Origin of the sequence: Providencia sp. PROV175, assembly GCF_032707045.1 — a bacterium.
GTDB lineage: Bacteria > Pseudomonadota > Gammaproteobacteria > Enterobacterales > Enterobacteriaceae > Providencia > Providencia hangzhouensis.
Window position 1 is genome coordinate 3,701,439 of the sequence record NZ_CP120533.1, and the last position, 23,026, is coordinate 3,724,464.

24 protein-coding genes are annotated in these 23,026 nt (G+C 40.5%); 10 read left to right on the forward strand and 14 right to left on the reverse strand.

The genetic code is table 11. From position 1 onward, the window contains the following. Positions 1 to 5: 5 nt before the first annotated feature. Positions 6 to 656 (reverse strand): isoprenoid biosynthesis glyoxalase ElbB, encoded by a 651-nt coding sequence (gene elbB, locus P3L44_RS16845; RefSeq protein ID WP_096864412.1) that lies wholly within the window; start codon positions 654 to 656, stop codon positions 6 to 8. 232 nt (positions 657 to 888) lie between these two features. Then, complete coding sequence (gene arcB / locus P3L44_RS16850) at positions 889 to 3,234, reverse strand: aerobic respiration two-component sensor histidine kinase ArcB (protein WP_140171509.1); 2,346 nt, start codon at positions 3,232 to 3,234, stop codon at positions 889 to 891. Between the two features lie 300 nt (positions 3,235 to 3,534). On the opposite strand from arcB, the gene P3L44_RS16855 reads away from it, so the two are divergent. After that, complete coding sequence (locus tag P3L44_RS16855) at positions 3,535 to 4,941, forward strand: FAD-dependent oxidoreductase (protein ID WP_272661586.1); 1,407 nt, start codon at positions 3,535 to 3,537, stop codon at positions 4,939 to 4,941. Positions 4,942 to 5,014: 73 nt separating this feature from the next. Here the strand turns inward: P3L44_RS16855 and sspB are convergent, their stop codons facing one another. From sspB to zapE, 5 genes are all read right to left on the reverse strand, one after another. Next, positions 5,015 to 5,506 carry a ClpXP protease specificity-enhancing factor gene (sspB, locus tag P3L44_RS16860; RefSeq protein WP_172412237.1) on the reverse strand — a complete coding sequence of 164 codons (492 nt, stop codon included), beginning with the start codon at positions 5,504 to 5,506 and terminating at the stop codon, positions 5,015 to 5,017. A 7-nt stretch (positions 5,507 to 5,513) separates the two neighbouring features. Continuing rightward, positions 5,514 to 6,155 carry a stringent starvation protein SspA gene (gene sspA / locus P3L44_RS16865; RefSeq protein ID WP_004258227.1) on the reverse strand — a complete coding sequence of 214 codons (642 nt, stop codon included), beginning with the start codon at positions 6,153 to 6,155 and terminating at the stop codon, positions 5,514 to 5,516. A gap of 544 nt (positions 6,156 to 6,699) precedes the next feature. Further along, positions 6,700 to 7,092: a 30S ribosomal protein S9 gene (gene rpsI, locus P3L44_RS16870; protein ID WP_004258235.1), complete on the reverse strand. Its 393-nt coding sequence runs from the start codon at positions 7,090 to 7,092 to the stop codon at positions 6,700 to 6,702. 14 nt (positions 7,093 to 7,106) lie between these two features. Then, on the reverse strand, positions 7,107 to 7,535 hold the full coding sequence (gene rplM, locus P3L44_RS16875) for a 50S ribosomal protein L13 (protein ID WP_004258237.1): 429 nt from the start codon (positions 7,533 to 7,535) through the stop codon (positions 7,107 to 7,109). Between the two features lie 307 nt (positions 7,536 to 7,842). After that, positions 7,843 to 8,973, reverse strand: coding sequence for a cell division protein ZapE (zapE, locus tag P3L44_RS16880; RefSeq protein WP_140171507.1), 1,131 nt, complete (start codon positions 8,971 to 8,973; stop codon positions 7,843 to 7,845). A 347-nt stretch (positions 8,974 to 9,320) separates the two neighbouring features. On the opposite strand from zapE, the gene zapG reads away from it, so the two are divergent. From zapG to degS, 3 genes are all read left to right on the forward strand, one after another. Further along, complete coding sequence (zapG, locus tag P3L44_RS16885; protein ID WP_004258244.1) at positions 9,321 to 9,725, forward strand: Z-ring associated protein ZapG; 405 nt, start codon at positions 9,321 to 9,323, stop codon at positions 9,723 to 9,725. Positions 9,726 to 10,103: 378 nt separating this feature from the next. Next, on the forward strand, positions 10,104 to 11,498 hold the full coding sequence (locus P3L44_RS16890) for a Do family serine endopeptidase (protein WP_036958026.1): 1,395 nt from the start codon (positions 10,104 to 10,106) through the stop codon (positions 11,496 to 11,498). 115 nt (positions 11,499 to 11,613) lie between these two features. Next, a complete protein-coding gene (gene degS, locus P3L44_RS16895; RefSeq protein ID WP_004258255.1) occupies positions 11,614 to 12,678 on the forward strand; it encodes an outer membrane-stress sensor serine endopeptidase DegS in 1,065 nt (354 codons plus the stop codon). A gap of 99 nt (positions 12,679 to 12,777) precedes the next feature. Here the strand turns inward: degS and murA are convergent, their stop codons facing one another. The 7 genes from murA to mlaF all read right to left on the reverse strand — a co-directional run bounded on the left by murA (position 12,778) and on the right by mlaF (position 17,626). Continuing rightward, entirely contained in the window at positions 12,778 to 14,040 is a 1,263-nt protein-coding gene (gene murA / locus P3L44_RS16900; RefSeq protein WP_004258258.1) for a UDP-N-acetylglucosamine 1-carboxyvinyltransferase, read from the reverse strand. Between the two features lie 52 nt (positions 14,041 to 14,092). After that, positions 14,093 to 14,347: a BolA family iron metabolism protein IbaG gene (gene ibaG / locus P3L44_RS16905; protein WP_004258269.1), complete on the reverse strand. Its 255-nt coding sequence runs from the start codon at positions 14,345 to 14,347 to the stop codon at positions 14,093 to 14,095. Positions 14,348 to 14,569: 222 nt separating this feature from the next. Beyond that, positions 14,570 to 14,860 (reverse strand): lipid asymmetry maintenance protein MlaB, encoded by a 291-nt coding sequence (mlaB, locus tag P3L44_RS16910; RefSeq protein ID WP_004258270.1) that lies wholly within the window; start codon positions 14,858 to 14,860, stop codon positions 14,570 to 14,572. A gap of 1 nt (position 14,861) precedes the next feature. Next, on the reverse strand, positions 14,862 to 15,491 hold the full coding sequence (mlaC, locus tag P3L44_RS16915) for a phospholipid-binding protein MlaC (RefSeq protein ID WP_140171506.1): 630 nt from the start codon (positions 15,489 to 15,491) through the stop codon (positions 14,862 to 14,864). Between the two features lie 35 nt (positions 15,492 to 15,526). Further along, positions 15,527 to 16,030 (reverse strand): outer membrane lipid asymmetry maintenance protein MlaD, encoded by a 504-nt coding sequence (gene mlaD, locus P3L44_RS16920; RefSeq protein ID WP_004258272.1) that lies wholly within the window; start codon positions 16,028 to 16,030, stop codon positions 15,527 to 15,529. Between the two features lie 3 nt (positions 16,031 to 16,033). Beyond that, the gene (gene mlaE / locus P3L44_RS16925; protein ID WP_004258277.1) at positions 16,034 to 16,816 is read right to left on the reverse strand and encodes a lipid asymmetry maintenance ABC transporter permease subunit MlaE; all 783 of its coding nucleotides are present in this window, start codon (positions 16,814 to 16,816) and stop codon (positions 16,034 to 16,036) included. A gap of 6 nt (positions 16,817 to 16,822) precedes the next feature. Further along, positions 16,823 to 17,626, reverse strand: coding sequence for a phospholipid ABC transporter ATP-binding protein MlaF (mlaF, locus tag P3L44_RS16930; RefSeq protein WP_004258281.1), 804 nt, complete (start codon positions 17,624 to 17,626; stop codon positions 16,823 to 16,825). Positions 17,627 to 18,102: 476 nt separating this feature from the next. Between mlaF and kdsD the strand changes: the two genes are divergently transcribed. The 6 genes from kdsD to rpoN are packed head-to-tail and all read left to right on the forward strand — an operon-like array spanning position 18,103 to position 23,018. Then, positions 18,103 to 19,071 carry an arabinose-5-phosphate isomerase KdsD gene (gene kdsD, locus P3L44_RS16935; protein ID WP_036958027.1) on the forward strand — a complete coding sequence of 323 codons (969 nt, stop codon included), beginning with the start codon at positions 18,103 to 18,105 and terminating at the stop codon, positions 19,069 to 19,071. A 14-nt stretch (positions 19,072 to 19,085) separates the two neighbouring features. Next, the gene (gene kdsC / locus P3L44_RS16940) at positions 19,086 to 19,646 is read left to right on the forward strand and encodes a 3-deoxy-manno-octulosonate-8-phosphatase KdsC (RefSeq protein WP_140171505.1); all 561 of its coding nucleotides are present in this window, start codon (positions 19,086 to 19,088) and stop codon (positions 19,644 to 19,646) included. Between the two features lie 16 nt (positions 19,647 to 19,662). Then, positions 19,663 to 20,238 carry an LPS export ABC transporter periplasmic protein LptC gene (gene lptC, locus P3L44_RS16945; protein ID WP_004258294.1) on the forward strand — a complete coding sequence of 192 codons (576 nt, stop codon included), beginning with the start codon at positions 19,663 to 19,665 and terminating at the stop codon, positions 20,236 to 20,238. A gap of 1 nt (position 20,239) precedes the next feature. Then, the gene (gene lptA / locus P3L44_RS16950; protein ID WP_004908264.1) at positions 20,240 to 20,800 is read left to right on the forward strand and encodes a lipopolysaccharide ABC transporter substrate-binding protein LptA; all 561 of its coding nucleotides are present in this window, start codon (positions 20,240 to 20,242) and stop codon (positions 20,798 to 20,800) included. 5 nt (positions 20,801 to 20,805) lie between these two features. Continuing rightward, complete coding sequence (lptB, locus tag P3L44_RS16955; protein ID WP_004908261.1) at positions 20,806 to 21,531, forward strand: LPS export ABC transporter ATP-binding protein; 726 nt, start codon at positions 20,806 to 20,808, stop codon at positions 21,529 to 21,531. Positions 21,532 to 21,572: 41 nt separating this feature from the next. Further along, positions 21,573 to 23,018: an RNA polymerase factor sigma-54 gene (rpoN, locus tag P3L44_RS16960; protein ID WP_272661585.1), complete on the forward strand. Its 1,446-nt coding sequence runs from the start codon at positions 21,573 to 21,575 to the stop codon at positions 23,016 to 23,018. The last annotated feature ends 8 nt before the right edge of the window (positions 23,019 to 23,026 follow it).

A 23,026-nucleotide genomic window follows, 5' to 3' on the forward strand; every position in this document is an offset into this window, starting at 1 on the left:
AATAATCACGCCATTTCCAATACTTTCTTAACAAGCTTATTAATACCCGTATTTGCTTCAGAAATTGATTGAGCTAGCATATAAGCAGGTGTTGTAACAACTCGGTTAACTTCATCAATTACAATATCATCAACAGCACATTTAATATGTTTCCCCCCCATAATTTCTATTTGAGCAATCGTTTCACTATCATCTCCAATAGTTAGTTCTACTGATGTATTTAACATTTTAGGAAGCATCACTGGAGCAATACACATCAGCCCTAGCGGCTTTTTCTGTTGGTGCATTTGGCGTACTAAACTTAATAGTTCTTTATTAATTTCACACTCGCTTCCTTTAACTGCGAAATCACATAAATTTTTTGCCGCCCCAAAACCACCAGGAATAATGAGGGCATCTAGCTTTGAAGCATCAGCTGACGATAAAGGTGATATTTTTCCACGTGTAATACGTGAAGACTCTTCCATTTGGTTACGTTTTTCTGTTTTTAATTCTCCATTTATATGATTTATAACAGTAGGTTGTAACTCATCAGGCGCAAAAAAATGAACTTCAGCATTATATTGACTCAAAGCTAGCATAGTTAGCACTGACTCATGAATCTCGCTTCCGTCAAAAACACCGCAGCCACTTAAAATAACCGCAATTGATTTCATATCTTCCTCCATTTGTAGTAAATTATCTCTCAGGCGCTAAGGTGCATAAACATCAATCTTCATCACAGATTTTAATGAATCTTGTAACAGATTCGCTAAATTTTGGTATCTTGATGTTGCCCTTTACAGTGATATACCTAATTTTATGATTTACAAAAAACAAAAAGCACATGCAAATCAACGATTTCCCTGGTGTTGGCGCAGTATTCGCGCACCCCAACTTCGGTTGGGGTTATTTTTTTGTACGCTCATCAACCCAGTTTCTCAAAGTTTCTATATCTGCTTTCCAATCCTGTTTTAATTCATCGACCCATTCTTGCACATTGTCCCACCATGCAGGTAAATCAGGAGATTGAATCTGTTGTGCAATTTTCTGTAAGTTCTTTAAGCCAACAGAACCTGCTGCGCCTTTGATTTTATGAGCTTCCTCAACAATCCCTTTTTGGTCTTTAGCCACCATATTTGAATCAAGAATAGCTAAGTAACCCGGCAGCATTTTTTCAAAGACATCTAGACCATCATAAATAAGCTTAGGGCCAACTAACTCAATATACTGTTCTAGCATATCGCAATCGAGCCTAGATTCATCAACACTCGAAGTCTCATGCTCACCCGATATTTTTTCAGGTTGAGTAGATTGTTCCCCCCAAAATTGCTCAATAATTTGGGTCAATGCTGGAACTGATAATGGTTTACTCAATACCCCATCCATACCTGCATCAAAGTATTCTTTTTTATCTTTAAGAACATTTGCCGTTAAAGCAATCAATGGTGGTAAGTCTTGCTTATCATACTGCTGTTTGAGTTGCCGAGAGATATCTAGGCCTGTCATATCAGGTAATTGGATATCCAATAAAACTAAATCATATTCTCCAGGGGCAAACATCTCGAGAGCATCTTTCCCATTCATTGCCACATCAACCGTATTTCCTAAATTTTCTAATACAGAACAAGCAACAACAACATTCAGTTCAATATCTTCTACGAGTAAAATATGTAATGCAGGCAATGGGTAATCGTCTTCACTATCTTGCTGTTCAATAACATTACTTTCAACAACAGGCGCTGTGATAGATAAAGTAAAGGTGGAACCTTGGCCTATTTCACTTTCAACTTGTATATCGCCTCCCATATTTTGTGCTAAGCGACGAGATACAGAAAGCCCAATACCCGTTCCAGTTGCAGGTTTACCTCCAGCAGAATCTGTTACTTGATAATACATTGCAAAGATTTTATCTAATTCGCCCTTAGGTATACCTATGCCACTATCCTGAACCCTGAAAAACAATTTATTTTCAGCTTCTTGCCAAATACTAAGCTTCACTTCACCTTTTTGCGTGAACTTAACTGCGTTACCAATTAAATTCCACAATATTTGCCGCAAACGAGTCCCATCAGTTAACACCGTTTTCGGTAATGCAGGGGCAACATCCATGACAAATTTAAGCCCTTTTGGCTGTACCAATAATCCACTTAAATTCTCTAAATCATTCACAAATTCAGATAATGTGATGGGCTGGTTATCTAACTGAACTTTACGGCGTTCAATTTTATCCATCTCAATAATATCATTGAATATATTACCTAACGTAACGGCACTTACATGAATAGTTTTTAAATAGCTAGATTGTTCCGAAGTTAAATCTGTATCTAATAAAATTCGGCTCAAACCAACAATGCCGTTAAGGGGGGTACGAAGCTCGTGGCTGATTGTAGAAATAAAGGTGGTTTTCTCCCTACTCGCGCTCTCTAACGCCTCCTGATAGCGTTTACGCTCCGTTATATCGCGCCCAAAGCCCATCAGACCATGGCGTTTACCAACGCGATCATAAAAAGGCACTTTACGAAGTTCAAAACAGGCTTTACGACCATCTGGATATACCAACCATTGTTCATAAGTGAGAGAAACATTATGACGAAATACTTTTTCATCGGTTTCCATAACCTTAGAGGCAATTTCAACATCATAAATATCTAATGGAGTTAACCCAACTAAGTGTTTTTCACTTTTTCCAGTCAATAGTTCCATTGCCCGGTTACAACCCGAAAACTCATTATTTTCGTTGCGGTAATAAACTAAATCAGGTGAGGCATCGAGGAATGAACGAAGTAAAACAGATTGCTGCTCAAGTTCAATTTGCGTCTGCTCACGGTACTTCATTTCTTGTTTTAATTGTTCCAGAAGTTCTAAATGAGCACGCTCTGCTTTTTCTCGCTCTAGAATTTCAAGGTTAAGCTGTTCAATATTTCCCTGTAACTGAGTGTTTAAATCAGCATCACGTTTTCGCATAACTTCAAGTTTATCAACCATTCGCGATAAACGCTGCCGAGACTCTTCAAGCTGCTCAACCACCACCGACAAAAAGTAAACAGCTAATGGGGTAATAATTAACCCAAAGAAAATTGACCCCACCATATCGAGGCTATCAACATGCCCTCTTAAAACAATTGTCACTGCCATTTGCATTATCATGGCGAGAACAACGAGTGCAGATGCGAGTAACAGAGAAAATCGCACCAGCCCGAGCTTCATCATTAAATCGACATAGTATTGCGCAAGGCCGCGAAGTACTTTCATAACTACCCCTTAGTTAAATTCTCTTTGAATCATATATCAAACAAGGCAGTTTCGGATGATTATTCACTCGAAATGTCGATCCTGCTCATTCAATAGCCATTTTTTACTATTAATGATAAAAAACAATCAGGTATTTTCTTTGTGTTAGATAAAGTAAAAATTTATTTTGGGTGTTTTTTAATCAAAATCACATAAAAATCAAAACAATAACGCTACTGTTTCTTGTGGAAGGCCGCTAAAATCAAAGTAAAAGCCCAAGCTATCTCAAGTAAAATCAGACAAAATTCAGTAAGGAATGCCATGAGTTCAAATATTTTCGGTCCCCAACGTTGCGAGCCCCCCAAAAAAGCGTTGGAAATCCGTAAAATAGAGTTTACTGAAGTCTATGAATCCAATAATGCCGTCGATGCACAACAGCAAGCCAACCGTTGCCTCTCTTGCGGTAGCCCTTTTTGTGAATGGAAGTGCCCACTACATAACCCAATATCAAAGTGGCTCAAGCTTGCTGCTGAAGGTAAAATTATCGAAGCTGCTGAATTATCTCACCATACCAATAGTTTACCTGAAATCTGTGGGCGCGTTTGCCCACAAGAAAAACTCTGCGAATTAGCATGTGTACTTCATGATACAACAGGTTCTGTGACTATTGGTCATATTGAGCGGTATATTAATGATACTGCTTTTGCGATGGGGTGGCGGCCAAACCTTTCCCATATTAGCTCTGTAAACAAACGTGTCGCCATTATTGGTGCAGGCCCTGCGGGTCTTTCTTGCGCAGATGTGCTTATTCGAAATGGTGTAAATGTCGTCGTTTTTGATAAACACCCTGAAATAGGGGGCCTACTAACCTTTGGTATTCCGTCATTTAAGCTAGAAAAGAAGCTAATGGTCCAAAGACGGGAAATATTTACAGAAATGGGGATTCAGTTTCAATTAAATACTGAAGTAGGTACGGATATCTCTCTAAACGAGCTTCTTTGCAATTATGACGCTATTTTTATTGGTACTGGTACTTACCAAGCAATTCGAGGTAACTTACCTAAAAAAGCGATTCAGGGCGTTTTTGAAGCACTTCCCTATCTAATCGCAAATACACGCCATTTAATGCAACTTTCCAACCCTAATGGCGAACCCTATATTAATTTACACGCAAAAAGAGTCATCGTATTAGGGGGTGGAGATACTGCAATGGATTGCGTACGTACCGCTGTTCGTCAAGGAGCGAAGCAGGTTAGCTGTTTCTATCGTAGAGATGAACAAAGTATGCCAGCCTCACGAAAAGAAGCCGCTAATGCATTAGATGAAGGAGCCCAGTTCCATTTTAATATGCAAGTCACTGAATTTGTGATTAATGAGCAGCAGCAACTTATGGGAGTTTATGCCGCTCGTACGCAAAATGGCGAATTAGAAAATGGCCGTTATCAAGTAGAACTAATTAAAGATTCAACTTTTTTTATCGAAGCCGATGCCATAATTGTGGCTTATGGATTTATTCCTCATAACCAAATTTGGTTAGATAAACCGTTAATCCAGCGCGATAAATATGGTCATATTATAGCAAACCGTAACAGTCCCTTTCCTTATCAAACCTCCCATGAAAAAGTGTTTGCCGGCGGGGATACAATAAGAGGCTCAGATCTTGTTGTGACTGCTATTGCTGATGGGCGCAATGCTGCTGAAGGGATTTTATTATTTTTAGGGGTTTAATGATTTATTTATATAAAAAACAGAGGGTTTATTCCCCTCTGTTCACTCATTAACTGCTAACCCGGCTAATGGATTATTTGACAACCCTTAACGAAGGCCGACCTTTTGGTGGTCGTGGTGGTTCATCCCCTGATGGCTCATGCGAATTTTCATCCACAGATTCAGTTTCATGAACTAAAGAAATGTTGTCTTCAAGCTCTTCGACCTGTTCAAAACCTGCTGATAACTCTGCATCATAAGCAGCTTCAGGCTCAAACATCATTCCAGCCCCATTTTCACGTGCATATACCGCCATAATTGCGGCCATTGGGACATAAACTTGGCGAGGTATCCCACCAAAGCGAGCATTAAAACGCACTTCTTCGTTGGTTATTTCAAAATTACCAACAGCTCTTGGCGCAACATTCAATACAATTTGCCCATCTCGAGCAAATTCCATCGGAACGTTAACCGCTGGAACGGTGACATCAACCACCAAATGCGGAGTCATATCGTTATCAAGCAACCACTCATAGTGGGCACGTAACAAATAAGGGCGACGTGGTGACATTGCTGTCATTTCCATCATTCTTTTAGCCTCTTGTAGACAAACGCATTTCGCGCTCAGATTCAGTCAACGATGCTAAGAATGCGTCACGTGCAAACACACGTTGCATATATAATTGCAGATATTTGCTGCTAGATGGGTTCAATTCAATACCGAGTACAGGTAAACGCCATAGCAATGGAGCCAAATAGCAATCTACGAGACTAAACTCTTCACTCATGAAGAATTCCATTTCAGCAAAAACAGGAGAAACCGCAATCAGTTCTTCAGAGAGTTGGCGACGAGCATTTGCTGCCTCTTGCGCACTACCGTTCTCTATTTTGCTCATTAATGAATACCAATCATTTTGAATGCGGTGCATCAATTGACGGCTAGTCCCACGTGCAACTGGATAAACAGGCATTAATGGCGGATGAGGAAAACGCTCATCAAGGTATTCCATGATAATGTGTGGGTCATACAGAGTCAGGTCACGATCAACTAATGTTGGAACGCTTTGGTATGGGTTGAGATCAATCAGATCTTGAGGCAGATGACCGGGTTCGACATGTTCAATTTCAACACTTACCCCTTTTTCAGCCAAAACAATCCGTACCTGATGGCTAAAAATGTCAGTAGGGCCAGAGAACAATGTCATTACCGAACGTTTATTAGGAGCGACAGCCATTAAAACCTCCAAAATACAAAATGGACGAAATGTAATTAATTTTTAATTACCCATTACCCATTTTAAAATCCCCTGTGTTTAACTCTCATTTATCCATACTGAAAGTCAACACAACCCTCCCGCACAGTAAAGGCGAGAAATGTGAAATAAAAAAACAGGGGCACATTCTAACAGATTTTGTACAACTTAGGGGGAACACACTGAAAAAATCACAGATTTATTTCATTTTTAGGTTCGAAAAGATAAAAATTTAGAATTTTCCAATGAAAATACAAGAATAAAAAGAATAAAAAACCTAAAGTTAGCTCCAGAGTTTGAGTTGTATTTAGTAGGGTTATCCCAATATTGCTCCACTAATCATTATTTTTGATTTTAGACTAAATTATTATTTTCTCTTTTATTATATTCATTCTTTTATAAAGAATCATAATTAGACACAGCTATTCTAGCATCAATAATAAAAATGTAAGTAAAACAATAGGCAATAAAAAACCCGCCATTAAGACGGGTTTTTTCATCAATTTTATACCCAAAGGGTAATAAATTAACGTTTGGAGAACTGTGGACGACGACGTGCTTTGCGCAGACCCACTTTTTTACGTTCAACAGAACGCGCATCACGGGTAACGAAACCAGCTTTACGCAGATCAGAACGAAGAGTCTCATCATAAGCCATCAGTGCACGAGTAATACCGTGACGGATTGCGCCTGCCTGACCTGAAATACCACCACCTTTAACAGTGATGTACAGATCCAATTTTTCCAACATTTCAACCAACTCTAACGGCTGACGAACGACCATGCGCGCAGTTTCGCGACCAAAGTATTGTTCCAGTGTACGTTGATTGATTGTAATGTTACCGCTACCCGGCTTAATAAAGACACGAGCAGATGAGCTTTTGCGGCGACCAGTGCCGTAGTATTGATTTTCAGCCATTGCTATAATCCCGATTAAATGTCAAGAACTTGCGGTTGTTGAGCCGCGTGGTTGTGCTCATTACCTGCGTAAACTTTCAGTTTACGGTACATTGCACGACCCAGAGGTCCTTTTGGCAACATGCCTTTAACCGCGATTTCAAGCACACGCTCAGGACTGCGAGCAATCATTTCTTCGAAAGTTGCTTGCTTGATTCCACCTACATGGCCAGTGTGGCGATAGTAGATTTTGTCTTCGCGTTTATTGCCGGTAACAGCAATTTTTTCTGCATTCAGAACGATGATGTAATCACCAGTATCCACGTGCGGAGTATATTCCGCTTTATGCTTACCGCGCAGACGGCTAGCAATTTCAGTTGCAAGACGGCCTAAAGTTTTGCCATCTGCATCAACAACGTACCAGTCGCGTTTTACGGTCTCTGGTTTAGCTGTAAAAGTTTTCATTAAAACTTACCCAATATTGAAGTTACACGTTGGTGAACACTCATGTTCATAAGCTTTCTGAGGTTCACACGACTCTTTGTCCAGTAAACCTACCCCTTCGAGCAGCCTAACTGGCATTAATGCGTTATTTTTTGGGAAATAAAAAACAACGCTGTAACGTGGGGTCGCAAGATTATAGAGAAGTCAGAAACAAAAATCGACCCCAAATGCATTTTTTTTACGTTTGCTCAAATAAACATCGCATATTGTACTTAAATCATGCAATTCAGGTAACTTGTTCGCTAATAACCCTGCTTTGTCGTTTACCTTAAGTTAAATGAGGTATTTTCAGGTACTCTTCACTTTGCATTTCTTGCAATCGAGACAAGCAGCGTTGGTACTCAAACGCCAAAAGTTGCCCTTGATACAGCGACTCCATTGGCACTTCAGCATTAATGACTAATTTAACTTTTCGTTCGTAAAACTCATCAATTAACGCTAAAAAACGACGCGCTGGATTTTCATCTGTTGCTCCCATCACGGGGACATTGTACAGCAACACAGTGTGGTAGCAATTTGATAGGTAAATGTAGTCATTTTGGCTACGAGGCTCTTCACACAGAACTTTAAACTCGATGGCTAGCACCCCTTCCGCAGCATGAATGGCTTGCATCTTACGATGATTAACCTCTAAAACGGGATTTTGCTCCCCTTGCTTACCCGCCAATTTAACGAAAACCTCATCTAAATGCTGACGATTTTGAGAATTAATTGGAGATAAAAAAAGATGCGCTTGAGTTAAAGTTCTTAAGCGGTAATCAATGCCTGCATCGACATTCATTACATCACAGTATTTTTTAATTTGCTCAATAGCAGGTAAGAAACGAGCTCGCTGCAAACCGTTACGATAGAGATTATCAGGGATGATATTTGAGGTAGCAACCAGTGTGATACCTCGAGCAAATAGCCCTTCGAGTAAAGTGCCAAGGATCATAGCGTCGGTAATATCTGACACAAAAAATTCATCGAAGCACAACACATCTGTTTGTTTTTTAAACTCATCCGCAATAATATCCAGCGGGTTCTCTTGCCCTTGTAATGCCATCAAATCTTCTTGTACTTTCTTCATAAAGCGATGAAAATGTAAGCGAAGTTTACGGTTACCCGGTAAACTTTCGTAAAACATATCCATCAGCCATGTTTTTCCACGCCCTACTCCGCCCCACATATATAACCCTTTTACTGGGGTAATTGGTACTGTCGATGCTTTACCAAGAAGGCGGCTAAAGCGTTGCTTTATACCTGAGGGCTTATCTTGTAAAGTGGAAGAAGTTGTATTAACAAGCTGCTGATATATTTTATCTAAGCGTTCTACAGCGAGCTTTTGTACGTCATCTGGCTGGTAGTTTCCATCAGCCAGCGCTTGTTGATAACGCATTGTAGGGGTCATCGGCGACATTAACTGAATAATCCTTAAAAATTTTTCGGTTTTTTTACCGTTATTTGATATACACTGCCTTTATTATAACCAGATTCAGTTATCATTTAACTTTCGGTTAACGAGCCGCTATAGAGTAAGGAAATTCGATTTAAGATTCCACTCTTAATAAGTTGTTGACTAATTTAACCTACCTACTTCAAGGCTTGTAGATTTTGTCATCACTTAACTAGCCAAATTACAATATGTTAAGACGCTTTACTTGACGCTTACATGCAACTTGAATTATTTAAGGTATAGTAACGGTAACAACATTTAATTTCTGCGAACATTGAATCTGTGAACATTGAAGTAATGAAGGAGTCAGCATGACCTGGGAGTATGCATTAATCGGATTGATTGTGGGTTTTATCATCGGTGCATTAGTTGTGCGCTATGGCAACCCAAAGCTTCGCCAACAAAAAACAGCGCAAGCTGAGCTAGACAAAAAAAGTACTGAACTCGAAGAGTACCGTAAAGAACTTGTTAGCCATTTTGCTCGTAGCGCAGAATTATTGGATAAAATGGCGCGCGATTACCGCCAGCTTTACCAACACATGGCACAAAGTTCATCTGAATTAATGCCTGATATGCCAGCACAAGACAACCCATTTAACTATCGTTTAACCGAATCTGAAGCAGATAACGACCAAGCGCCTGTTAAAATGCCACCAAGAGATTATTCAGATGGTGCTTCGGGTCTATTCCGTCCTATTGATGAGAAAGAAAAGTAAATTTTTATCTTTTATCACCAGTAAGCAGTGCTTACTGGTGATTTCCTATAAAACCTACTAAATTTTATCACTTTCCGTGTGTCTTCCATTATTAAATTTTTAGTTAATAATTCTGAACAAGATTTCCATCCAAATATAATTTAATAATTTATTTATCTACTGTATAGAAGTTAAAGTTTCACTTAAGGTACGTGTAAATAGATGTAAAAGAGTGGATATTCGCTACCCGTCATGGGAACTTTTGCGCATAATCGGTGGTCATAGTCATCAGTAAAATTGAATCTGATACCAACCAATATTATTTCAACGCATTGTGTTTCTTCTAAAACTGCATTCACAGTGAGTTGATAACTTATTCTTGAGAGAATCGACTGAATTATGAAAAGAAAAAACTTTTTTCTTACCGCAGTAGCAATGAGTTTAGGCTTATCTTTAGCGGCTATTCCTGCGGTTAGTAGCGCAGCATTGCCTGCCACTTTACCTGCAACAGCACAAAGCCAGAACATGCCTAGCTTAGCTCCAATGCTTGAAAAAGTATTGCCAGCTGTAGTGAATATTCATGTGTCTGGTACTCGCGTACAGAACCAACAAATTCCAGAAGAGCTTAAATTCTTTTTTGGCCCGAATATACCACAACAGCAACAAAGCGTACGTCCATTTGAAGGCTTAGGTTCTGGTGTCATTATTGATGCTCAGCAAGGTTATATTTTAACCAACAACCATGTAATTGATGGCGCCGACAAAATACAAATTCAATTAAACGATGGCCGTGAAATTGCCGTTAACTTAATTGGGAAAGACCCACAAACCGATATCGCGTTATTGAAAATAAGCAATGCAAAAGATATCAAAAACTTAACTGCTGTTAGTATTGCAGACTCTGACAAATTGCGTGTAGGTGATTTTGCGGTTGCAGTCGGGAACCCATTTGGTTTAGGGCAAACAGCAACATCTGGCATTATCTCAGCATTAGGTCGTAGCGGCTTAAACCTTGAAGGCCTAGAAAACTTTATCCAAACCGATGCTTCCATTAACCGTGGTAACTCTGGTGGTGCTCTCGTTAACCTAAACGGTGAATTAATCGGTATCAACACGGCGATTTTGGCACCTGGCGGCGGTAATATCGGTATCGGTTTCGCGATCCCAAGTAATATGGCGAAAAACCTTAGCGAGCAGTTAATTAAACATGGTGAAGTAAAACGCGGGATCTTAGGCATCAAAGGTACTGAAATGAACTCCGATATCGCTAAAGCATTTAATATTGATGCACAGCGTGGTGCCTTCGTGAGTGAAGTTTTACCTAAATCATCTGCAGCTAAAGCGGGTATTAAATCCGGTGACGTGTTAGTTTCCGTTGATGGTAAACGCATTAATAGCTTTGCAGAGTTAAGAGCCAAAATCGGTACCAGCCAAATTGGTAAAGAGATCACTATTGGTTTAATCCGTTCAGGCAAACCGATGGAAGTCAAAGTGGTTCTTGAGAACGATGAAGGCTCAACAACTAAAGCTGAAAAATTGAGCGAATCCTTATTAGGTGCAACAATTTCGAATGCAACCGTTAGCAATACTAAAGGTGTACAAGTTGATAGCGTGGCACCAAAATCGCCAGCTGCCGCCATTGGCCTCGTAAAAGGCGATTTAATCTTTGGTGTTAATGACGCTCGAGTTGAGACTATTGAACAATTCCGTAAGATTATTGATGCTAAACCTCCTGTATTAGCAATGAAAGTATTACGTGACGGTGAAACCTTATATTTACTGATGAAAAATTAATTCATCAAAAACCATCTGAAAATCAACAAAACAGGTACAGTATCACTCTGCTGTACCTGTTTTTTTATGTTATGCTCTGAACATGTTTAAGCAATAACTAAATATTCTATATCCTATGGTGAAGAAGCTAACCTTATCTGTCATGCTTGGCCTGTTGACTGCATTGATTATTATCGTTGCGGTTCCTTCGTTGCGCCCCCAAGGTTTAGCCGACTTATTATATGGTAAAACAAATAGCGAGCCCGTCAGTTATAATAAAGCAGTACGCCGTGCTGCGCCTGCGGTAGTCTATGTTTACAGTAGCTCAAAAGGTAGTTTTTCCCAGTCAGGGCGTGAATTAAAATCCCTTGGTTCGGGTGTGATCATGAGCCCAAATGGCTACATTATCACGAATAAACACGTCGTTGATAACCCAGACCAAATCTTAGTCGCTTTACAAGATGGTGCTATTTTTGATGCCTTACTGGTTGGCTCGGACCCATTGACTGATCTCGCCGTATTGAAAATTGACGCTGATAACCTACCCGTTATTCCAATTAATACGCAACGGGTCACTCATGTTGGTGATGTCGTACTCGCTATTGGTAACCCTTATAACATAGGCCAAACCGTTACTCAGGGGATTATCAGTGCAACGGGTCGCGTAGGGTTAAGCTCTACCCGTCGGCAAAATTTCCTGCAAACCGATGCCTCAATCAACTCGGGTAACTCTGGCGGGGCATTAATTAATACCGAGGGGGAGTTAGTTGGCATTAACACACTTTCTTTCACAGCAGGCCAAGGCATTAGTTCTGAGGGGTTAAGCTTTGCCATTCCAACCGCCCTTGCCACTAAAATCATGGATAAGCTAATCCGTGATGGCCGAGTGATCCGTGGTTATATTGGTATTACGGCGCGTGAACTGCCTCAAATTAGGTCAAATAACAATAATATTAACCAAATACAAGGCTTGCGGGTTTTCCAAGTTGCCCCAAATGGGCCAGCAGCTAAAGCGGGCATACTACAAGGGGATATTATTTTATCGGTTGATGGCAAACCTGCCATTTCAGCCGCAGAAACTATGGATCTAGTCGCAGAAATCCGCCCTGGAAGCAAGACCGCAGTGCAAATCTTACGAGATGGCGAAATTAAAAATATTGATGTGATTATTGAAGAAATTCCTGATGAGCAGGCAGGATAATCATTGATAAATACTCTTTCGTAAAAAAAGGTTGCTCGATATCGAACAACCTTTTTTGATTCGCTGAATGGGGAAGCCCTCATTCACCCTACCAATGCATTAATCATCTGAATGTACGCGCTGAATATCAGCACCTAAACCACGTAACTTATCTTCGATGTGCTCATAACCACGGTCAATATGATAAATACGGTCAACTGTCGTTGTCCCTTCAGCAATGCAGCCCGCAATAACTAAACTTGCAGATGCTCGTAAATCTGTTGCCATTACCTGCGCACTAGTTAATTTTTCAACACCGTGACATAACACAGTATTGCTTTCAATTTCAGCATGAGCTCCCATACGGATCAGCTCAGGGATATGCATAAAACGATTCTCAAAAATCGTTTCAGTGATCATCCCCGCCCCATCAGCAACAAGATTAAGTAAGCTAAACTGTGCTTGCATATCAGTTGGGAACCCTGGGTGTGGTGCTGTACGTAATGTCACCGCTTTTGGACGCTTGCCTTCCATATCTAGGCTAATCCAATCATCACCGATTTCAATTTTAGCCCCAGCTTCACGCAATTTAGCTAGCACCGCATCCAGTGTATCTGGGCGAGCATTACGGCAGATGACTTTACCGCGTGAAACCGCAGCAGCAATCAAGAATGTTCCCGTTTCAATACGGTCAGGCAGTACTTTATAAACTCCACCACCTAAACGTTCAACACCTTCAATTACAATGCGGTCAGTCCCTGCCCCAGTGATTTTTGCACCTAAGGTATTTAGGAAGTTAGCAGTATCTTCAATTTCAGGTTCACGTGCCGCATTTTCAATTATTGTGGTTCCTTCAGCTAAGGTTGCCGCTGTCATAATAGAGACTGTCGCCCCCACACTGACTTTATCCATCACAATGCAAGCACCTTTTAAGCGACCATCAACCGTTGCTTTCACATAACCATCTTCTAAAGCAATCTTTGCGCCTAATTGCTCTAAACCAGAAATATGTAAATCAACAGGGCGAGCACCGATAGCACAACCACCTGGTAAAGAGACTTCACCATGACCAAAACGGGCAACCAATGGCGCTAAAGCCCAAATGGATGCACGCATGGTTTTAACGAGGTCATAAGGCGCGCAGTATGTCGTTACCGTGCTTGCATCGACATATACTGAGCCATTGCGTTTTACTTTAGTACCAAGTTGATTTAATAATTTAATCGTTGTGTCAATATCCCTCAAATGAGGGACATTCTGTATTTCTACTGGCTCTTCAGCCAACAGAGCAGCGAACAGAATTGGTAATGCCGCATTTTTTGCGCCAGATATCGTGACCTCACCCTCTAAGCGGGTTGGTCCTTTAACTAAAAACTTATCCATTCAAGTATTCTCGTATGTCGAATTTTACAGTCTGTTCGCTTAGGCTTTGAAATCAAAGGCCACTAAGTTTACGATCGCGCTCCCATTGCGCAGGGGTGTACGCTTTAATAGACAAAGCATGAATGCGGTTATCCGCAATATACTCCATTAAAGGTGCATAAATTGCTTGTTGTTGCTTAACACGGCTCATGCCGTCAAACATGTCACCGACAGCAATAACCTGAAAGTGGCTACCATCACCAGTAACAATAGCCTCATTCAGAGACAATTTTTCCATCAATACTTGCTTAATTTCGTTGGTATCCATAATGACTCAATTTATTAATTATTTGTGATTTATAATTTTACTCTAAATAGTGCAAATTGCATGCGTTGCATACAGAAACATCGCAATAAGAACAGCCAGAGCTTAATCCTCTATCCTAAAGGATTAGGCTTAACACTTAAACCAAAGAAAACGCCTCTCGTGCCGAAAAGCACATAGAGGCGCTCATTTTTACATAACTTGACCCAATTTAGGATATTTAACCTAATTGAGAATAACCTCTTGAACCCCGTATAGCTCAATCAATGTCTTCAAATTATCACTGACACCAGTAATATTCAGTGAACGGTTTTTAGCTTGGAATTCACCTTTTAAGCGAACGAGCATCGCCAACCCTGTTGAGTCCACATGTTTAAGACCAGAAACATCTATACTTTCAGTATGTTCTAGCGATGACTCTTTTTTATTCCAAAAAGACATAAGCGAATCACGGTCTAATGTCCCGTTGAAATATAGCGTTGTTTCAATGAGTTCCCATGCTAACAACTGACTCATATTACTTATTCTCTTCTAAAGTAATAGGTGCTTTTGCACTGATTTCTAACTGTTTTGTTAAGCCATCAACACCGTGCTTACGTAAAATATCACCCCATTCATTTTGCTTAGTTGTGATCATACTCACACCTTCTGCAATCATGTCGTAAGCTTGCCAGTAGCCAGTTTTACTATTTTTACGCCATTGGAAATCTAAACGTACGGGAGGGCGGCCGTTGGTATCAACAATAGTCACACGAATAGCAACAATGTTTTTATCTCCCAACGGTTGCTCTGGTGCTATTTGATACGTTTGACCATGGTACATGGCCAATGCTTGACCATAAACTTGCTCAAGGTAATCTTCAAACGCTTTGAAATAAGCCTCACGCTGTGCTGGAGTTGCCCCTTTATAATAGGTTCCTAACACCAAAGCCCCTGCATATTTAACTTGTACATAAGGTAATAATTCCTCACGAACAATTGTTCTAAGGTACTCAGGGTCTTGCTTAATTTTAGGTTGCTCTGATTTCAAGCGGTTAAACGTTTTCGCCGCCGCTTCATCCATTAATTTATAAGGGTTGGTTTGGTCTACTGCCATGGCAAATGGCGCAATTGCCAACATAGCAACCATCATTAAACGTTTAAACATAATTCATTCCTTTATTCTTCAAAGGGAGCATCAAATTACTGTGCAGTTGACTCTGGCTCTGCACCTTGGCTATCACCACTTTTATATAAAAACTGGCCAATTAAGTCTTCTAATACCATAGCTGGCTTAGTATCTTCAAGACGCCCGCCATTTTTTAAGATTGCTATACCTAATTCTTCATCATCTGGGCCGATATTCATTGCAATATACTGTTCACCCAACAAACCTGACGTGCGAATTGACAGTGAGCTAGAATCAGGAATATTGTCGTATTCGCTCAATAAATCAATTTTAACTTCAGGAACATAATTCTTTTTATCTAGTGTGATACTGGCAACTCGGCCAACCACCACACCACCAACTTTAATTGGTGAGCCTTCTTTTAAGCCACCAATATTTTCAAAAGAGGCTGAAATTTGATAGGTGGATTGGCTTCCTATCGATTTTAAATCAGCGACTTTTAAACATAAAAAGATAATTGCGGCAATCGCCAGCAACATAAAACAACCAACCCATATTTCACTTTTTTTACTTTGCATGACTTAGTTCCCAAACATCAGTGCGGTAAGTACGAAATCCAGTCCTAAAACAGACAATGACGCATGCACAACTGTTCTTGTTGTAGCTTGGCTTATCCCCTCCGAAGTTGGGATGGCATCATAGCCATTAAATAATGCGATCCAAGTCACTGTGATAGCAAAGACTAAGCTTTTAATCACACAGTTGACTAAATCTAGCCGCCAATCGACGGAAGATTGCATTGAAGCCCAGAAAAAGCCCTCATCAATCCCCTTCCAGTCAACCCCAACTAGTGCGCCACCTAAAATACCGACAGCAACAAAAATAAGAGATAACAACGGCATACTAATAAAACCAGCCCAAAACCGTGGGGCTATCACACGCCTAAGCGGGTCAACTGCCATCATTTCAAGGCTAGAAATTTGTTCAGTCGCTTTCATTAAGCCAATTTCAGCTGTTAATGCAGAACCCGCTCGTCCAGCAAACAACAATGCGGTCACAACAGGGCCTAATTCACGTAATAGTGAAAGTGCCACCATCATACCTAAGCTAGCTTCAGCACTAAACGTAGTGAGAACCAAATAACCTTGTAACCCTAAAACCATCCCAATAAATAACCCTGAGACAGCGATGATCAGCAATGACTGCACACCAATGGCGTACAATTGCTTCATCAATAATGGCCATTGTTTACGAAACTCTGGTTTGCCGAGTAAGGCGCGAAACAGCATGTAACCTGCTCGACCAAACGCGGAAAATATATCAATCCATCGGCGTCCGAAGGCTGCTATCGCCTTTATTATCATCTTATTTTACCCTAATAAATCAGCTAGATAATCATTGGCGGGAAAACGGAATGGAACAGGCCCATCCGCAATACCATCAAGAAATTGTCGCACACGAGGGTCTTGGTTTTCACGTAATTCCTCGCCTGTTCCCTGAGCAATCACGTGCTGCTGTGCAACAATATAAGCATTATCTGCGATGCTCAATACTTCTGGAACATCATGGGAAACCACGACACAGGTCACACCCAGTGCTTGATTAAGCTCATCAATCAATTTAACCAAAACCCCCATAGTAATCGGGTCTTGACCGACAAAAGGTTCATCAAACATGATTAAATCTGGGTCAAGTGCGATAGCACGCGCTAATGCAGCACGCCGTGCCATACCACCTGACAATTCGGATGGCATTAATTTTGCGGCGCCACGTAAACCAACCGCCTCTAATTTCATCATTACCGTAGTGTGAATCAGCGATTCTGGCAGATTCGTGTGCTCACGTAGAGGGAAAGCCACATTATTGAATACATTCATATCCGTAAATAGCGCCCCTGATTGAAACAGCATGCTCATCTTTTTACGGGACTGATACAGCTTTGAGCGTGACAGCGTTGGAATATTGTCACCATCAAACCAAATTTCACCTTCGTTTGGCCGTAATTGGCCCCCAATCAAGCGCAGTAATGTGGTTTTACCAATCCCTGACGGCCCCATAATTGCCGTAATTTTCCCACGAGGAACGGTCAGATTAATATTCTCAAATATTTTCCGATTTCCTCGAGTAAAGGACATGTTCCGTACTTCAATTAAGTTGTCTGTCTGTGCTTGCATGTTAAATAACTCGTTATACACCACGCGTAAATGTTTTTATCCGTTCAGATGTTACCGAAAGATAAACTGAAAATCGTCAAATATCACAACAAAATAGAATTTATAGTATTATAGCGTCGAAAATATGACTTTTAGAATTACAACTCTGTTTTTATCAAAAGGAAACAGAGAAAAAACAATATAATTTATTTATAGTCAGCAAAAACTATCACTATTAACAGCAGATAGCTCTTAGAATGTTGTGATTACCTAACTTGAGGATACGCGAATTTGCATATCTGTTTTTGGTTCAAGATGCTAATAAAACCATCTTGTACGTATTAAATTCTACATCGAAGCACCCTAAAATACTCATTAAGTATAAAACTAACATTAAAAAGTGCTTAACTGACAAAATACTTACTGATACTAAGTATTCGTTATACAATTTGATTTCGCTAATCCGATTAACTTAAAAGCTACGCATGGAACTAGAAATGTCAAACTTCGATTTTCAGAAAGTAGGTAAAGAAGTTCTCCATATCGAACACGAAGGTTTAAAAAACCTAGAACAATATATCAATACTGACTTTGACAACGCTTGCCAGCTTATTTTTAACTGTGAAGGCAAAGTCGTCGTAATGGGAATGGGGAAATCGGGGCATATTGGCCGTAAAATTGCCGCTACACTAGCAAGTACAGGAACGCCATCATTTTTTGTTCACCCAGGGGAAGCTAGCCACGGTGACCTTGGGATGATTACTCATAAAGATGTTGTGTTAGCTATTTCAAATTCTGGTGAGTCAGGGGAAATTTTAGCCTTACTTCCTGTTTTAAAAAGAATTAAAGTGCCTTTAATCTGTATGACTAACAACCCTGAAAGTAATATGGGAAAATATGCAGATGTCCACTTGTGTATCAAAGTACCTCAAGAAGCCTGTCCTTTGGGGCTAGCACCGACCACGAGTACAACAGCGACACTTGTAATGGGAGATGCATTAGCTATTGCCTTATTAACTGCACGCGGGTTCACGGCGAATGATTTTGCGCTTTCGCATCCAGGTGGCGCACTTGGGCGCAAACTTTTACTCCTCGTTCGTGATTTAATGAATACGGGTGATGAAATCCCCCATATTCCTAAAAGCGCGTCTTTACGTGAGGCTTTAGTGGAAATCACCCGTAAAAAACTGGGGATGACAGTCATTTGTGATGATGACATGAATATTGAAGGTATTTTCACTGATGGGGATTTACGCCGTATCTTTGATATGGGAATCGACCTAAATAACGCTAAAATTGCTGATTTAATGACCCCCGGTGGAATTCGGGTATCACCAACAATGCTAGCGGTTGAAGCACTAAATTTAATGCAATCTCGGCACGTGACTTCGTTATTAGTCGCAAATGATAATAAATTAGTCGGTGTGCTACATATGCATGATCTGCTACAAGCCGGTGTTGTATAACATAAGGAAATACCATGACGTCTATCTTTTTGGAAACCTGCTATGGCCCTGTTGCCAATACTGTTTTAAATAAAGCAGAAAAAATCAAATTACTGATCTGTGATGTTGATGGTGTCATGTCAGATGGCTTGGTCTATATGGGGAATAATGGCGAGGAACTCAAAGCTTTTAATGTCCGTGACGGCTATGGGATACGCTGCTTATTAACTTCCGGTATTGAAATCGCCATCATAACAGGAAGAAAAGCGAAACTTCTTGAAGATAGGGCTCAAACATTAGGCATTACATATCTTTACCAAGGTCAAAGCGATAAGCTTTTGGCGTATTACGAACTGTTAGATACACTACAATTATCAGCTGAAGAAATAGCTTATATTGGAGACGACCTGATTGACTGGCCTGTTATGGCCAAAGTAGGCTTATCCGTCGCCGTCGCTGATGCCCATCCTTTGTTATTACCGAGAGCTGATTACGTGACTCGTATTGGTGGGGGAAAAGGTGCAGTCCGCGAACTTTGTGACCTTATTTTGCTTTCTCAAGACAAACTGGAAGAAGCAAAAGGTTTATCAATATAACGAATAGATTGAATTCATGAGCAATGCGAAGAAGTGGTTAATTGTTATTTTATCCTTAGTAGTATTAGGCCTTATCGGCTGGAATTTAGCGGGTAATGATTCCGACAGTGCAGAGGATAAAGTAATTAATGATGGGCAACCTAATTATCAAACTGATGATTCAGTGACTTTTGTCTATAATCCAACGGGTAATTTAGCGTATAAACTCGTTTCAGAGAAAATAGATAATTATACTGAAGGAAAAATCACGTGGTTTTCGAAACCTGTTCTAACCACTTATAACGAAGCTGGCGAGCCAACCTGGACGGTTAAGGCTTTCAAAGCACGGTTAACGAACGATAGAATTCTCTATTTATATAGCGATGTTCAGGTTGATAGCTTAACCAAAGAGTCGCAGATCCAACGAATTACAACTGAGAGTGCAGTTGTCAATTTGACAACACAAGACGTTTCATCTGATGATAAAGTGACCATTATTGGACATGGTCTCAATTCTACCGGTATGAAAATGAAGGGAAACCTTCGTACAAAAACGGCTGAATTAATCGAAGATGTAAAAACTCATTATGTGTTACAACCAGAAGAGCATTAAAATGAATCAAGTAACTAAGAAACGTTTTATTCAAGGAGCTGTTGCCAGTGCAATTTTGGCTCTTAGCCTACCTGCGATGGCATTAAAAAGTGATACGCAGCAGCCAATGACGATTAATTCGGTCAAACAATCTCTTGATTTAGAAAAAAACGTCACCACCTTTACTGATGATGTTGTTATTAAACAAGGTTCTATTGATATCAGAGCCAATAAAGTGGTTGTAACACGTCCAAGTAGTGACTCGGATAAAATTGTGATTGAGGCCTTTGGGACCCCGGTTACCTTTTACCAATTACAGGATGATGGTAAACCGATTAAAGGCCATGCCAGCAAAGCCCGTTATGAGGTTGATAAACAACTCGTCACATTAACAGGTAATGCCTATCTTGAGCAGTTAGACAGCAATATTCAGGGTGACAAAATTACCTATTTAGTTCCAACGCAACAAATGGAAGCGTTTAGTGATAAAGGTAAACGCGTCACCACCGTGATACTGCCGGCACAATTGCAAGAAAAAGGCCCTGCGGCAAATAAAAATTCATCAGCAAGTAAGAGTAAATAACTGTTATGGCGACACTAACCGCTGAAAATCTAGCTAAAGCCTATAAAAAACGTAAAGTCGTTGAAGATGTCAGCTTGGAAGTTAAATCAGGTGAAATCGTTGGCTTATTGGGGCCAAATGGTGCCGGTAAAACAACGACCTTTTATATGGTGGTGGGTATTGTTCAGCGGGACGCTGGCAAAATTATGATTGATGGTGAAGATATCAGCCTTCTACCGCTGCATGAACGTGCGCGCCGCGGAATTGGCTATCTTCCTCAAGAAGCCTCAATTTTTCGCCGCCTCAGTGTTTATGATAACTTAATGGCTGTGTTAGAAATTCGCGAAGATTTGAGTTCCCAACAACGTAAAGAACGTGCTGAAGAACTGATGGAAGAATTTAGTATTACTCATCTTCGCGACAGCATGGGGCAGTCGCTATCTGGTGGGGAACGCCGTCGTGTTGAAATTGCTCGTGCACTTGCTGCTAACCCAAAATTTATTTTATTAGACGAACCTTTTGCGGGTGTTGACCCTATTTCCGTCTTAGATATCAAAAAAATTATTCAGCACTTAAGGGATTACGGCCTCGGTGTGTTAATCACCGACCATAACGTGCGTGAAACCTTAGATGTGTGTGAAAGAGCCTATATTGTCAGCCAAGGGCACTTAATTGCTCATGGGTCACCAACCATGATCTTAGAGAACGAGCAAGTAAAACGTGTATACTTGGGTGAAGGTTTCCGGTTATAAATTACCGTGTTGTCATTTTTTAGGGAGATTAAAGCAGATTCATGAAGCAAAGTTTGCAGCTTAGAGTCAGTCAACAACTTGCAATGACCCCTCAATTGCAGCAAGCTATCCGCTTGTTGCAGCTGTCTACACTTGAGCTTCAGCAAGAAATTCAACTCGCCTTGGAAACAAACCCACTGCTTGAGCAAGAAGAATTAAATCCCGAGACTGAATCTATTGACTCCCTGAATGAAAATGCGGATACCAGTGAGCTTGATACCAAAGATGCGCTCGAAAACCATGATATGCCGGATGAGCTCCCTTTAGATACTAATTGGGATGAAATATATACGGCAGGAACGCCGTCAGGCACCAGTAATGATTATAATTTTGATGAACTCCCTGTTTATCAAGGTGAAACTACGCAAACATTACAAGATTACCTGACGTGGCAAGCTGAACTGACCCCTTTTACTGACACAGACAGGGCAATCGCTACTGCCATTATTGATTCAATAGACGATTCCGGTTATCTGACAACAGCTATTTCTGATATACATGAAGGGATTGATAACCCTGAAATTAGCATAGAAGAAGTCATCGCTGTCCTAAAGCGTATTCAGCATTTCGACCCGCTGGGTGTTGCAGCACAAGATTTAAAAGAGTGTTTATTAATCCAATTGTCGCTGTATCCTCAGCAAACTGATGGGCTACAAGATGCAAAGCGCATTATTAGTAACCATATTGATTTGCTGGCTAACCGTGATTTTCGCCAGCTGGGTAAATTAACTCGCTTAAAAGAAGATGCACTAAAAACCGCGATAGACCTGATTTTAACGCTGAATCCAAAACCCGGCCAATCCATCAATACTGGGGAATCAGAATACGTCATTCCTGATGTTTTAGTGAAAAAAATCGCAGGGCACTGGCAAGTTGAATTAAATACAGATAGCATCCCTAAACTAAGTATTAATAACCATTATGCTTCGATGCTAAACAATTCAGCAAATGAAGATGACTCTCAATATATTCGTAGTCATCTACAAGATGCAAAATGGCTGATTAAAAGCCTTGAGAGCCGCCACGAGACACTATTAAAAGTCGCGACTTGTATTGTAGAACAGCAACAAGAATTCTTTGAGCTGGGTGAGGAACACATGAAACCGATGATACTGGCCGATATCGCCTATCAAGTGGACATGCATGAATCAACCATCTCACGAGTAACAACTCAAAAGTTTCTCCATAGCCCACGAGGCATTTTTGAGTTGAAATATTTTTTCTCCAGCCATGTCAATACGGACACAGGTGGCGAAGCCTCCTCAACCGCAATTCGAGCATTGGTGAAAAAACTGGTTGCTGCTGAAAACCCAGCAAAACCATTGAGTGACAGTAAATTGACGAGTATGCTTGCAGAACAAGGCATTCAAGTCGCTCGCAGAACTGTTGCTAAGTATCGAGAATCGTTATCCATTCCGCCCTCTAACCAGCGTAAGCAACTGGTTTAATTGATAAA